Here is a 12,820-nt window from a genome sequence, read left to right on the forward strand (position 1 = left end):
TAGACGAAAACGGCCGGAACCAGAACAGCAAGCCGGCCTTTTTGATCGCCTTTCATTTCGGGCGAAAGCGTGCAGACGAGGACCGGACCGATGCAGCCCCACGACTTCTGGCAGGAAATCTATCCGCCCAAAAGCTTCGACATTCAGGCGGGTTATCGGGATTTCTTCCCGGCGACACTCAATGACGGACGCCAGATCCTGTTGCCGATCCGTCCGCTGGCCGACGGAAGACACGCGCTCGCCTCGCTGATCGTCAATCAGGCGAGCTTTGCCGTCGAGGATGCGCTGGCAACCGAGCTCGCGGCGAAGCTCGCGGCCTATGAGCCCGACGTTGTCGCCGGCCTGCCGACGCTGGGCCTCACGCTTGCGTCCGCCGTCGCCCGCAAGCTTGGTCACAGCCGCTACGTTCCGCTCGGGACATCCAGAAAATTCTGGTACGTCGACGACCTCTCCGTGCCACTCTCCTCGATCACCACGCCCGACCAGAAGAAGCGGCTCTATGTCGATCCGCGCATGCTGCCGCTGCTTGAGGGCAAACGGGTGGCTTTGATCGACGACGTCATTTCCAGCGGCACGTCGATCCTCGCCGGGCTGACGCTGATGGAAGCCTGCGGCATCGAGCCGGTCGCGATCGGCGCCGCCATGCTGCAGACCGAGCGCTGGCGTCAGCCGCTTGCTGACCTCGCGCCCCATTGGCCCGAGCGCGTGGTCGGGGTTTTCCAGACGCCGTCGCTTGCCCGCAACGAGGACGGCAGCTGGCGAAGGGCGTAATCGCATGGCGGCTGTGAGCCTGCGGCCGGCGCGGATTTGTACCCTTCCGCGAAGGAATGCCTTTGCCGCCTGAGGCAGGCGCGTTAGCCTCGTTCCCGGCGTTTCGGCCGCGTCTGCGAGGGAATTCATGCGCTTCATCAATCCGATCCCTTTCGTCAGCGACATCAAGCGATCGCGGACCTTCTACGAGAGGACGCTCGGTCTGACGATCCGCGAGGACTTCGGCAATTTCGTGCTTTTCGAGGGCGGCTTTGCCATCCATGAGGGACGCTCGCTCGAACGGACCATCTGGCGGCAAGAACTGTCTTCAGCCGAGCCCTATGGGCGGCGAAACGTGCTTCTCTACTTTGAAGATGACGATGTCGACGCGGCCTTCGCACGCATTGCACCGCTTGTTGAGCTGATCCATCCGGTCGAGCGCCAGGAATGGGGCCAGCGCGTCTTTCGTTTTTATGATCCGGACGGACATGCCGTCGAGGTCGGAGAACCGCAGGATCTGGGGGCCGCGAGCACGGCAGTCTAGCGCGTCCCGATAGGCCGGGCCTCATCGGCGTTCGGGCATCGCCGCGATCGCGGCGATGCCCGAACTGTTTCATGGAAGACAGTCCCGGAGACTACCGATCGGTAGGGAACTGCCTAGTTCGCCGGTCGAACCTGATAATAGACCGTCGACTTCGCCCCGGCCGCCTTGGCGATCGTGTAGACGTCGTAGGAGGCCTTCGGATCGTTGCCCATGCCGAGCGAGCCCGAGGGCATGCCGGGAACCGCGATACCGGCAACATCTGGCCTTTCAGCCAGCAGCTTCTTCACCGCTTCGAGCGGCACATGCCCTTCGATGACATAACCGTCGATCACAGCGGTATGGCAGCCTTCCATGTCGGCGGGAACCGCAAAGCGCGTCTTGATTACCGACATGTCCGCCTCGTCGTGCACCTCGACCTTGTAGCCGGCCGCTTCCATGGCGTCCGCCCATTGTTCGCAGCAGCCGCATTGCGGATCCTTGTAGACGGCCATCGTGCCGGTTGCCGCGACGGCGCCTGTTGCCAAGAGGGTGATGCCCGCAATCGTGCCTGCAACGAAATGCCTGCGTAACACGTTCATCGAACACTCCTTTCCGTTTCTTCCTGATTAAGGATTGTGACGCCCGGGCCGCCAGATGTCGACCCGGGCGGTTTGCCGCAGCTTACTTGACTTCGGTCACCGTCAGCTTGCCGTTGACCCGATCGGCGACGAATTCGATCGATGCACCTTCCTTGAGCTTGGCAAGCACCGCGTCGTCACTGACGCGGAACACCATGGTCATGGCTGGCATGTCCAGGTTCTTCAGGTCCTCGTGGTCGATCGTCACCTTCTTGGCCTTGGTGTCCAGCTTCTTGACGACGCCCTTGGTGAACTCCGCGGCCTGCGCGGGAAGGGCAACTGTCGTGACGGAAAAGGCGAGCGCGAGCGCTGCGAAGAGTTTACCTGCAGTCTTCATGGGTTCATCCTTTGCTGTGATCGGGGGTTACTTTTTCACGACGTCGAGCGGACCATGCATGCCGGCGTCGTAGTGGCCCGGCACCAGGCAGGCGAATTCGAAGGTGCCGTCATTGGTGAAGGTCCAGTAGATGTCGCCGGACTTGCCGGGCTCAAGCCGGATCGCGTTCGGGTCGTCGTGCTCCATGTCCGGGAACTTCTCCATGGTGATCTTGTGTTCCTGGATCGTCGCCTTGTCGTCGAGCACGAATTCATGCGCGAGTTCGCCGGCGTTCTTGATGGCAAAATGGACCGTCTGGCCCTGGCGAACCTTGATGGTCGAGGGCGTGAAGATCATCTTGCCGTCGTCGGTTTCCTTCATGGTGACGCGGATCGTCTGGGTCGCCTTGGCCTTGTCGCCGGCTTCGCCGATCGACACCTTGCCATGGCCGCCTTCGTGGGTGCCGGACGCGAGCGCCTGGGAGGAAAGGGCGGAGGCGACAACGAGCGCCAGAGCGAGTGCTGATTTCTTCATCGTATGGTTCCTGATGGATTTGAAAGAGGTCATTGCAGTCGGCCGTCCTTTCACGGTTTCTTCGTGATCACGGTCTTGGCATCCGTGGCCCGCGTCGGTTCCGGCAATGCACCGGTCCATTCCCAGGCCTGTGTTCCCGGCGGGTTTTCGTACCAGCCGGGGTCGCTGTAATCGCCGGCGGAGATGCCTTCGCGCACCTTCACCACCGAGAACATGCCGCCCATCTCCAGCGCGCCGTGCGGACCCCAGCCGGTCATCATCGGGATCGTGTTGTCGGGGAGCGGCATTTCCATTTCGCCCATGTCGGCCATGCCGGCCGTCCCCATGGGCATGTAGTCGGGCTTGACCTTGCGGATCTTTGCCGCGACTGATTTCTTGTCGGCGCCGATGAAGGTCGGGATGTCGTGTCCCATCGCGTTCATCGTGTGGTGCGACTTGTGGCAATGGATCGCCCAGTCGCCCTCGTACTTGGCGTCGAACTCGTAGGCGCGCATCGCGCCAACGGGAATATCGATCGACACTTCCGGCCAGCGCGCCTCCGGCCGCACCCAGCCGCCATCGGTGCAGGTCACTTCAAAGTCGTAGCCGTGCATGTGGATCGGATGGTTGGTCATGGTGAGGTTGCCGACCCGCACGCGCACCCGGTCGTTCTTGGACACGACCAGCGGGTCGATGTCCGGGAAGATCCGGCTGTTCCAGCACCACATGTTGAAGTCGGTCATTTCCATGATGCGCGGCACATAGGTGCCGGGATCGATGTCGTAGGCATTGAGCAGGAAGACGAAATCGCGGTCGACGCGCATGAAGCTCGGGTCCTTCGGATGCACCACGAAGAATCCCATCATGCCCATGGCCATCTGCACCATCTCGTCGGCATGCGGGTGGTACATGAAGGTGCCCGCCTTCACGAGGTCGAACTCGTAGACATAGGTCTTGCCGGCCGGGATATGCGGCTGCGACAGGCCGCCGACGCCATCCATGCCCGAGGGCAGGATCATGCCGTGCCAATGGATGGTGGTGTGTTCCGGCAGCTTGTTGGTGACGAAGATCCGCACGCGGTCGCCCTCTACCGCCTCGATCGTCGGTCCCGGCGACTGACCGTTGTAGCCCCAGAGATAGGCGGTCATGCCATCGGCCATTTCGCGTTCGACCGGCTCGGCGACGAGGTGGAACTCCTTGACGCCGTTGTTCATGCGATGCGGCAGCGTCCAGCCGTTCAAGGTGACGACCGGGTTGTAGTCGGGTCCACTCGTCGGCACGAGCGGCTTCTGGGTCGCGGCATTGTCCATGCTTGCCGCTTCGGGCAGGCCTGAGTTTGAGGTTTGCGCCCAGGCGGCGGTCGACACGAGAGCAGCACCAGCGCCGAGGAAGTTTCTTCTGTTGAACATGATCCGATCCTTCTTAATGTCCGGCGCCGCCGGATTCCGCTGCTGCGGGTGCAGCCGCGCCTCCAGCCGATCCGCCTGATCCGCCGCCGTGGATGGCCGTCATCAGGTCGGCATCGGCCAGCCAGAAATCGCGCTTCGCGTTGACGGAGAGCACGGTCGAATTGACCTTGGCCCTGACGTCGGCGAGCAGCTCGAAGGTGCTGGTGATCATGCCGTTGTAGCTGAGCGTCGCTTCCTCCTCGATCTTGGTGCGCAGCGGCACGACATTGTTGCGGTAGTGCCGGGCGATGTCGTAGCGCGAACGATAGGCTTCATACGCAGACCGGGCTTCCGAGCGGATGTTGACCGCCTTTTCCGCCAAAAGGTTTGCCGAGCGCATATGGGCAAGCTCGGCCTTGCGCATGCGTGCGCTGCCGCTGTCGAAGATCGGGATGACGAATTCGAGCTCGAACTGGCCGGTGGTTTCGACTTTGGTGCCGTGGTCCTCCTTCTCCCGTTCAGATTCCGCACCGGCGACGAGCTCCAGGTCGGTCACGTAGCGGGTCGCCTCGGTGAGCTTATAGGACTTGGCGACGGCTTCGAGATCGAGGCGGGCGATCTGCAGATCGACACGGCGCTTCAGCGCTTCCGCCTCGATGCTGTCCTTGCGGGCAAGCGTCTTCGGCAGGTTGGGCAGGCGGTTCGGTACCTGGTACTCGACATCGCTACCCCAGAGGCCCATCAGCCGCGTCAGGTTTTCCTTGGCAAGGCGGGCTGAAAGCCGGGCCTCGGCGGCCTGGCCGGCGAGTTCGGCGTTAAAGACGTGTTCGCGCGCCTGGTTGCCCTTGCCCATGGCGCCGGTCTCGCCGAGTTTTGCGGCAAGCTCGGAGGAGGCGTCAGCCGCCGCCTGGGCCTGGTTCAGCTGCCCGACGGTTTCCCACGCGGCGACCGCTTCGATCCAGGCGCGGCGGGTGTCAGTGGCCAGCTGCAACGTGCTGAGGGCGGCATTGAGCTGCGCCTGGCGGTAGCGCGCATCGGCGACCGCGATGGTCTTGTCGCGGGTGAGAAGCGCCAGGATGTTGGTGGTGACGAGACCCTCGATCGCCTTGTAGGCGCGCAGTTCCGGCGTGCCGATCCCGGTGGTGCCGATCGAGACGGTGGGGTTGAGGAACAGTGTCGCCTGCCAGGCGTCCGCCGAAGCGTCGCCGAGATCGGCATAGGCGGCCTGCAGGCCCTTGTTGTTAAGAAGGGCGATCTGGACGGCCGTATCGGCGTCGATCGTCTTGCGCTTCAGCAGCGCCTTCACCTCGGCATTGACCCTGTCTGCCTGTTCGCGGTTCTGGATCCAGACGCTCTTCTTGGTCGCGGCCGTCGAGACCTTGGCATCCACGGTGGTGAAGCCCGCGTCCTTGGCCGAGTATTCGGTCACGCAGCCGGCGAGCACGAGGGGCAGACCGATGGCGGCCGCGAGGTTGAGTTTGCGAAGTCTCATGACGCGTCTCCCTTGGCGGTCGACTGTGCGTCGTTGAGCGGTTTCCAGGCCTTGGGGCCGGTCGGTTCGCGGTGGGTGTAGCCCGAAATGGGGCTGCGATACTGCGTGCTTCGAATGCCGCTGGTGCTGTCGGCGGGATCGCCAAGGCTTGAGACCTCGGCAGGCAATGTGGCAGCGCATCCGCCCAGGATGATGGGCAGGAGCGCCATGGAAAACAAACGTTTCATGGTCAAACCTGAAATGTGAATGGCAGAGGTCGGCGATCGACCGGATGAAACCGGGCGGGCCTTGTCGCGGACCGCGCTAGAGGCGGGGCGGGCGTCCCATCGGACACGCACAAGCCACGGCAGCGCTTTGCACCGCTGCAAATCCTTCGGTCGGATAGGACCAAGGGGAACGTGCAGCAGCGGTCACGAATTCACGAAATCAGGCTCTTGGGGGGGCGATGAAGGCCGTCGCGTTCACCGGGGGTGAGCTGCGGGTGCGGGCCGAAATTGCGGATGGAGCGCAGGAAAGCGGGGTGGCTGCCATCGGCATCGGCAAGGACTGCAACGGCGGCACAGAAGGTCTTGCAGCAATCCTTCTTCTCGGCCTTGCCGCTTTGCTCCACCGGCTTCACCTTGCCCTTGTTGAGGCTCGGGCAATGCTCGCTCGCAGCTTGCGTTGGATCGGTGGATGCCTCGATCTGCATCGCGCCGTGGGCGGCCGCGTGCATCATGCCGGAGGCGGTAGAAAAAGGCAGCACGGCCAGCGACAAAGCGATCGCCAGCTTCAGCACCATCAGCAAACGCAGATATGTGGTTCGCACCTTCTCCATGATCGATCCGTAGAAACGCCTGTGATTCCTGTCAATGCTGCTTGCGCACGGCGCCGTCACGAATGCGTGAGGCTCCGGGGATGCGCCGTTGTGGTCACGCATGCCGCCGGTTGCGAACCGGATCGATGCCGGCGGTGCCGAAGCGGGCGGGCTCCATGGCCTTCGTCGGCGCCTTTGCGGCGTCGGCGAGATCCTCGAGAATGGGACAATCCGGGCGCCCGTCGCCGTGGCAATGGGCGGCGAGGTGTTTCAGTGTCTGGCTCATCGCTTTCAGCTCCTCGGCCTTGCGTTCGAGGATCTCGACATGTTCGAGCGCGATCTTCTTGACCTCGCCGCTGGCACGCGAGCGGTCGCGCCAAAGCGCGAGCAGGTCGGCCATTTGCTCGACGGTGAAGCCGAGATCGCGCGAGCGGCGGATGAAGCGCAAAGTGTGGACGTCGTTGTCGCCATAGTTGCGATAGCCGGCTTCGCTGCGGTCGGCCTGTGGGATGAGGCCGATCGTCTCGTAATAGCGGATCATTTTCGTCGAGACGCCGGAGGCGCGTGAGGCTTCGCCGATGTTCATGATGTCATCCTTGTTGCCGTCTTGCGGCCATTCGCTAACGAGTATAAGGGCTCTCCCCGGCTTCCGCCATGCCGGCGAGAGCCGGGGAGCATGTCGAACCTAGGCCGCCCGTGCCGCGGCGACCGGGCGAAAGGCCCGAAGCCGCAAGGCGTTGCCCAGCACGAAGACGCTCGACAGTGCCATGGCGCCGGCCGCGAAGATCGGCGACAGCAGGAGGCCATAGACCGGGTAGAGCGCGCCGGCGGCAACCGGGATCAGCACGGCGTTATAGGCGAAGGCCCAGAACAGGTTCTCCTTGATGTTGCGGATCGTCGCCTTGGACAGCGCGATCGCATTCGGCACGCCGAGCAGATCGCCGGACATCAGCACCACATCGGCGCTCTCGATGGCGACGTCTGTGCCCGTGCCGATCGCAAGGCCGACATCGGCTTCGGCGAGCGCCGGCGCATCGTTGATGCCGTCGCCGACGAAGGCAACCGCGCGTCCGCCTTCCTTCAGCTTCTTCAAGGCCGCGACCTTGCCGTCCGGCAGGACTTCGGCGATGACCTCGTCGATGCCGAGCTTGGCGGCGATCGCCTCCGCGGTGCGGCGGTTGTCGCCGGTGATCATCGCGACCTTCAGGCCGAGTTCGTGCAGCATGCGGATCGCCTGCGGCGTCGTCTCCTTGATCGGGTCGGCAACGGCAATGATCGCGGCGAGCTTGCCGTCGATCGCCGCATAGAGCGGGCTCTTGCCTTCCGAGCCAAGACGCGTCGCCTGCTCGGCGAAAGCCGACACGTCGAGCTTCAACTGCGCCATCAGCCGGTCTGCGCCAACATGGACGGTCTGGCCCGAGACATCGGCGCTGGCGCCGAAGCCGGGGATCGCTTCAAACCTGGCCGGTTCGGCGATCGTGAGCCCCTTTGCCTTCGCCGCCTCGACGATCGCTTCGGCAATCGGATGTTCGGAGCGGGTTTCGACGGCGGCGACCAGCGTGAGAACGGCGTCACGATCGAAGCCGTCGACGGTCTCGAGGTCGGTCAGTTCCGGCCGGCCCTTGGTCAGGGTGCCGGTCTTGTCGACGGCGATGACCGCGGCGTTGCGCAGCGTCTGCAGCGCCTCGCCCTTGCGGAAGAGCACGCCCATTTCGGCAGCACGGCCGGTGCCGACCATGATCGAGGTCGGGGTGGCAAGGCCCATGGCGCAAGGGCAGGCGATGATCAGGACGGCGACGCCGTTGACGAGCGCGAAGGTGAGCGCCGGATCCGGGCCGAAGACCAGCCAGATGCCGAAGGTCAGAAGCGCGATGGCGATGACGGCCGGCACGAACCAGGCGGTGACGCGGTCGACCAGCGACTGGATCGGCAGCTTGGCGCCCTGGGCCTGCTCGACCATCTTGATGATTTGCGCCAGCACCGTGTCGGCGCCGACCTTGGTGGCGCGGAAGGTGAAGGAGCCGGTCTTGTTGATCGTGCCGCCGACAACCTCGCTGCCGGCCACCTTTTCGACCGGAACCGGCTCGCCGGTGATCATCGATTCGTCGACATAGGAGTTGCCGTCGAGGACGCTGCCGTCGACCGGCACCCGGTCGCCGGGGCGCACGACGACGGTGTCGCCTGCGTTGACCTCGGAAAGCGGGACCTCGATCGTCTCGCCGTTGCGGATGACGCGGGCGGTCTTTGCCTGCAGTCCCATCAGGTGCTTGATCGCCTCGGAGGTCCGGCCCTTGGCGCGCGCCTCGAGGAACCGACCGAGCAGGATCAGCGTGACGATGACGGCTGCTGCCTCGTAGTAGACGTTGGCGGTGCCGTCAGGCAGAAGGTCGGGCGCAAAGGTTGCGACGACCGAATAGATCCAGGCGGCGGACGTTCCGATCGCGACCAGAGAGTTCATGTCCGGCGCGAGCCGGAAGAGGGCGGGCACACCCTTCTGGTAGAAACGCAGGCCCGGTCCGAAGAGCACCAGCGTCGTCAGCGCGAACTGCAGATACCAGCTTTCCTGCATGCCGATATTATTCATGACGAATTCGTGCACGCCTGGGATGAAGTGCGAGCCCATTTCGAGCACGAAGATGGGCAACGTCAGGACGCCGGCAACGACCAAGGAGCGCGCGAGCCTTCGGGTCTCCTGTTCGCGCTTTTCGCCTTCGCGGTCGACACTTTCGTCGCCGGTGATGCGCTTGGCGGCGTAGCCGGCAACGCGGACCGCCTCTTCGAGCGCCGCCGCCGTGGCGATGCCCTTCGTCACGCGGACGGAGGCGCGCTCGGTCGCGAGATTGACATTGGCTTCGCTGACGCCCGGCACCGTCTTCAGCGCCTTTTCGATGCGCGCGACGCAGGACGCGCAGGTCATGCCTTCGATGGTGAGTTCGATCGTGTCCTCGACCGCACCGTATCCGGCGTTTTCGATTGCCTTGACGATATCGGCCGACTTGGTGCGGGCATCGAAGCGGACGTCGGCGCGTTCCGTTGCGAGGTTGACCGAGGCTTCGGTGACACCAGGCACGGCGCGGATCGCCTTTTCGACGCGCGACACACAGGATGCACAGGTCATGCCCTCGACGGGTATGCTGGCGCTCAATGCCGCGGCGGCGGACATTGGTTCGAGATTGTTCGTTCTAATGGGGGTCACAGATCCCACGATCGTGCTCCTTTCTCTGTCTTTTGTCGCAAGATGAGGCTTCCAACGATGGGAAGGTCAAGGGCGAAAAGGAGATTTCTGCACGCCTTCTTCAGAGCGGCTGGGAGAGGTCTGTCACCGCAGCGATAATCGCCCACGATGCACGATGGAAGCCGCCTTGACGCAAGCTTGGCCGCGAGGCTTGGCGCGATTGTCGACGCGCGGTTCGAATGGCTCCCGGCTTGCCGGCGATCGCAAGGGTGCGATCGCGCCTTCCGTGCCTCTTGCGGGTGAACAGCATCGGATCCATCCTGTAGAAGTTGCGCCCCATAGGGAGGTTAGGATGACGGCTTACAATTGTGTCCGTTTCCGCGTGAGACCCGGTCAAGAGGAACGGTTTGAGCAACTTTTTCGCAGCGCTCTTCGCGACTTTGATGGCTTGCGGAAGATGGCGCTCAGCAAGGCAGCCGATGGATCGTATTTCTCAATTGCCGAATGGGAGAGCCTTGAGGCGATCGTCGCGGCGCGGCCCATGATGAAGGCGAACCTCGACACGTTCCGCGATACGCTCCTGGAACTCAGCCAGGATCTCGGGGTCACGGACCCGATTTCCGGCGAGGCGATCTTCGAAATGACGCGTTAGGGCAATGTTGCTGCGCAAGGCGTGACGGCAACAGCTCCGTCGGTTGGGTGACGGGGAGCTCGGCCTTGGCTGCCTAAGGTCGCGGACCTGATGACAGTGATGTCGTCGACTTGCGAACGCGTGGGGCGGTATCAGAACCGGCACGACATCTGGCGCCGGATTTTGGATGGATTGAGACCAGAACACTGCGAGGAAGGCGCGATGACGGGTTGAGGTCACCGTGGGCAATGGCTATGTCGTGCCGCACACGTTTCACGAACCATAAGGCCAATCGGGATGATCCCAGACTTTCTCGTTACCCATTCCGGTGGCTTCCACGCCGACGAGTTGCTTTCCAGCGTCATTCTCACACGGCTTTTCCCTGAGGCTCGCATCGTTCGCAGCCGGGCGCCGGAGTGGCTGAAACCGGGTGCGGACCGCATCATCTACGATGTCGGCGGCCAGTACGATGCGGCAGCCGGACTGTTCGACCACCATCAGCGCGGGGCGCCGGTGCGCGAGGATGGCCAGCCCTACAGCTCGTTCGGATTGATCTGGAAGCATTACGGCCGCGCCTATCTGGCAGCGTTCGGCGTTCCCGAAGCCCATGTCGAGGTGGTCCATGCGGCCTTCGATGCGCGCTTCGTGCTGCCGGTCGATCTGGTCGACAACGGCGCGCTCGACCCCTCCGTGGCCGGGCCTCTGGCGGGGCTGACGCTGTCGGCGCTGCTGGAAACCTTGAAGCCCGTCTTCGACGAATCCGGTCAGGAGGCTGAGGATCGCGGCTTCCATCAGGCCCTTTCGATCGCGCGCGCCTTCGTCGAGGCCGGCGTGGCGCAACGCGCCGCAAAGCTTCGCGCCGAGGCGCTCGTGCTTGAGCAGATCGCCCGTGCCGGTGACGGCCGCGTGCTCGAATTGCCAAGGGGCATGCCTTTCCGTCCGGCGATCGTGAAAGCTGGCGCCGATCACCTGTTGTTCGTCGTCCATCCGCGCGAGAACGACTGGTGTCTGACGGGCATTCGCAAGGCCGACGAAGGGTTCGAACTGCGCGCGGACCTGCCGGCCGCCTGGGCCGGACTGACGAACGGCGCGTTGGAAGCGGCGTGCGGGGTGCCTGGCGCACGCTTTTGCCACAATGGCCGCTTCATTGCGGCGGCCGCGACGCGCGAGGCAGCACTCGCCATGGCCGAACTCGCGGTCAAGGAAGTCGCGGCGAGCTGAGGGAAACTCAGGAGCCTACGGCGGCGGGGTCACGACGAAAGCGTGGCCCTGAACTTGCTCGGCGACTGACCGTAGGTCTTGGCGAAAATCCGCGAGAAGTGGCCGGCGTTCTCGAAGCCGACTTCGAGCGCAATGTCGATCAGCGGTGCCTTCGTCTGCGTGAGCAGATGCTTGGCGCGTTCCAGCCGAAACTTCCGGTAGACGAGCGCCGGCGACATCTTCGCCTTGTCCATGAACAGACGTTCGAGTTGCCGCCGGGACAGGCCGACGGAGGCCGCCAGCTCGGGGATCGACAACGTGTTGTCCGTGTGCTGCTCCATGATGATGAGGGCGGCATTGAGCCGCGGGTCATTGCTCTCGATCGCCAGCGGTTTTCGCGGCTGGACATGAAGATGCGTGCGTGCCTTGTCGATCTGCAGCACCTCCAGCGCATTGCGCTCCGCTTCCTTGCTGATGTGCAGGCGCACGATATGCGCTGCCATGTCGGCCGCACTGCTGCCGCCCGCACATGATCCGCGGGTGCGATCGAGATTGAAGAGCCGGTCCGAACGAACCTTGAGATCGGGGAAGCGTTCGCGGAAGGCCTGGTAGTGAAGCCAGCTCACGCAAACCGTGTGCCCGGTCATCAGGCCGGCTTCGGCGAGCACGAAGGTGCCCGTGCACAGCCCGATCAGCGGCACCTTGCGCTCGGCTGCCTTCTTGAGGAAGCGGATCGTGTCGTCGTCGATCGGGTTCCGGTTGTTGAGCAGGCCGCCGACAACGACGACGTAGTTGAAGGCGGCGGGATCGACGAGGTCCGATGTCGGCGCCACCTGCACCCCGCAACTGGAGGCGATGAGATGCCGCGTGTTGCCCAGCACCTGCCAGTCGGCGCGAATGCGGCCGGATTTGTCGAGCTCGTCGCTCGCAAGCCGAAGCGTGTCGATGAAGAGAGCGAACGCCGAAAGGGTGAAGGACCGCGCCAGAACGAAGCCGATCTTGAGACGGTCGGCCTGTGCCTCGTTGGTTTTGATGGTCGTCGTCATTTGCCGTTCATGCTCCAACCGCCAAAACCCCCGTTCGTTGTCGAGCGTGCAGGGCTCGGACATTTCCGGACGGGTGGTGGCTGGCGGCCGAGACGTGCCTTTCGATGCTCATGGGATCAGGGTTTGTATTCTTCCAGCGCTCCCATGGAGTGGCGCGGGAAGTCGACACCTGGACGAAGGCGTCTTCATCCTCATCATAACGAAGAGGCTGGCCTCAGATTGCTCTCGTCACGACCTGCGCCGCTACGGTTACGAACATAGCCGCCAGCGTCAGCGCTGCACCGAACCGTGCAACCTTCATCCGGCGTTCGCGTGAACCGCTCCAATCATACCCCATCTTTCCACTCCCTCG

General features: G+C 63.7%; 14 protein-coding genes. 4 read left to right on the forward strand and 10 right to left on the reverse strand.

Going from position 1 to position 12,820, the window contains the following annotated elements; all coding sequences use genetic code 11:
- The first annotated feature begins 69 nt into the window (after positions 1-69).
- Both C1A35_RS15365 and C1A35_RS15370 read left to right on the forward strand, forming a co-directional pair.
- Positions 70-771, forward strand: a complete 702-nt coding sequence (locus C1A35_RS15365) for a phosphoribosyltransferase (protein ID WP_272939262.1) — start codon at positions 70-72, stop codon at positions 769-771.
- Positions 772-898: 127 nt separating this feature from the next.
- Entirely contained in the window at positions 899-1,294 is a 396-nt protein-coding gene (locus tag C1A35_RS15370; protein WP_104665164.1) for a VOC family protein, read from the forward strand.
- Positions 1,295-1,407: 113 nt separating this feature from the next.
- Here C1A35_RS15370 and C1A35_RS15375 read toward each other — a convergent pair whose 3' ends face one another.
- From C1A35_RS15375 to C1A35_RS15415, 9 genes are all read right to left on the reverse strand, one after another.
- Positions 1,408-1,866: a DUF411 domain-containing protein gene (locus tag C1A35_RS15375; protein ID WP_440271534.1), complete on the reverse strand. Its 459-nt coding sequence runs from the start codon at positions 1,864-1,866 to the stop codon at positions 1,408-1,410.
- A gap of 88 nt (positions 1,867-1,954) precedes the next feature.
- Positions 1,955-2,248 carry a copper-binding protein gene (locus tag C1A35_RS15380; protein ID WP_104665166.1) on the reverse strand — a complete coding sequence of 98 codons (294 nt, stop codon included), beginning with the start codon at positions 2,246-2,248 and terminating at the stop codon, positions 1,955-1,957.
- Between the two features lie 27 nt (positions 2,249-2,275).
- Positions 2,276-2,761, reverse strand: a complete 486-nt coding sequence (locus C1A35_RS15385; RefSeq protein WP_104665368.1) for a cupredoxin domain-containing protein — start codon at positions 2,759-2,761, stop codon at positions 2,276-2,278.
- Between the two features lie 50 nt (positions 2,762-2,811).
- On the reverse strand, positions 2,812-4,149 hold the full coding sequence (locus C1A35_RS15390; protein ID WP_104665167.1) for a multicopper oxidase family protein: 1,338 nt from the start codon (positions 4,147-4,149) through the stop codon (positions 2,812-2,814).
- Positions 4,150-4,162: 13 nt separating this feature from the next.
- Positions 4,163-5,620, reverse strand: a complete 1,458-nt coding sequence (locus C1A35_RS15395) for a TolC family protein (protein WP_104665168.1) — start codon at positions 5,618-5,620, stop codon at positions 4,163-4,165.
- Entirely contained in the window at positions 5,617-5,847 is a 231-nt protein-coding gene (locus C1A35_RS15400; protein ID WP_104665169.1) for a hypothetical protein, read from the reverse strand. The genes C1A35_RS15395 and C1A35_RS15400 overlap by 4 nt, the downstream gene beginning before the upstream one ends.
- A gap of 191 nt (positions 5,848-6,038) precedes the next feature.
- Positions 6,039-6,437: a hypothetical protein gene (locus C1A35_RS15405; protein ID WP_158665081.1), complete on the reverse strand. Its 399-nt coding sequence runs from the start codon at positions 6,435-6,437 to the stop codon at positions 6,039-6,041.
- A gap of 94 nt (positions 6,438-6,531) precedes the next feature.
- Positions 6,532-7,002 carry a Cu(I)-responsive transcriptional regulator gene (gene cueR, locus C1A35_RS15410; RefSeq protein ID WP_104665171.1) on the reverse strand — a complete coding sequence of 157 codons (471 nt, stop codon included), beginning with the start codon at positions 7,000-7,002 and terminating at the stop codon, positions 6,532-6,534.
- A gap of 99 nt (positions 7,003-7,101) precedes the next feature.
- Positions 7,102-9,579 carry a heavy metal translocating P-type ATPase gene (locus C1A35_RS15415; RefSeq protein WP_104665172.1) on the reverse strand — a complete coding sequence of 826 codons (2,478 nt, stop codon included), beginning with the start codon at positions 9,577-9,579 and terminating at the stop codon, positions 7,102-7,104.
- 364 nt (positions 9,580-9,943) lie between these two features.
- Between C1A35_RS15415 and C1A35_RS15425 the strand changes: the two genes are divergently transcribed.
- Together C1A35_RS15425 and C1A35_RS15430 are read left to right on the forward strand one after the other, a co-directional pair.
- Positions 9,944-10,243: an antibiotic biosynthesis monooxygenase family protein gene (locus C1A35_RS15425; protein ID WP_104665174.1), complete on the forward strand. Its 300-nt coding sequence runs from the start codon at positions 9,944-9,946 to the stop codon at positions 10,241-10,243.
- Positions 10,244-10,519: 276 nt separating this feature from the next.
- Positions 10,520-11,443 carry an MYG1 family protein gene (locus C1A35_RS15430; protein ID WP_104665175.1) on the forward strand — a complete coding sequence of 308 codons (924 nt, stop codon included), beginning with the start codon at positions 10,520-10,522 and terminating at the stop codon, positions 11,441-11,443.
- Between the two features lie 29 nt (positions 11,444-11,472).
- Here C1A35_RS15430 and C1A35_RS15435 read toward each other — a convergent pair whose 3' ends face one another.
- Entirely contained in the window at positions 11,473-12,468 is a 996-nt protein-coding gene (locus C1A35_RS15435; protein WP_104665176.1) for a GlxA family transcriptional regulator, read from the reverse strand.
- Positions 12,469-12,820: the final 352 nt, after the last annotated feature.

Origin of the sequence: Ensifer adhaerens, assembly GCF_002940685.1 — a bacterium.
In the GTDB taxonomy this organism is placed as follows: Bacteria; Pseudomonadota; Alphaproteobacteria; order Rhizobiales; family Rhizobiaceae; genus Ensifer; species Ensifer adhaerens_E.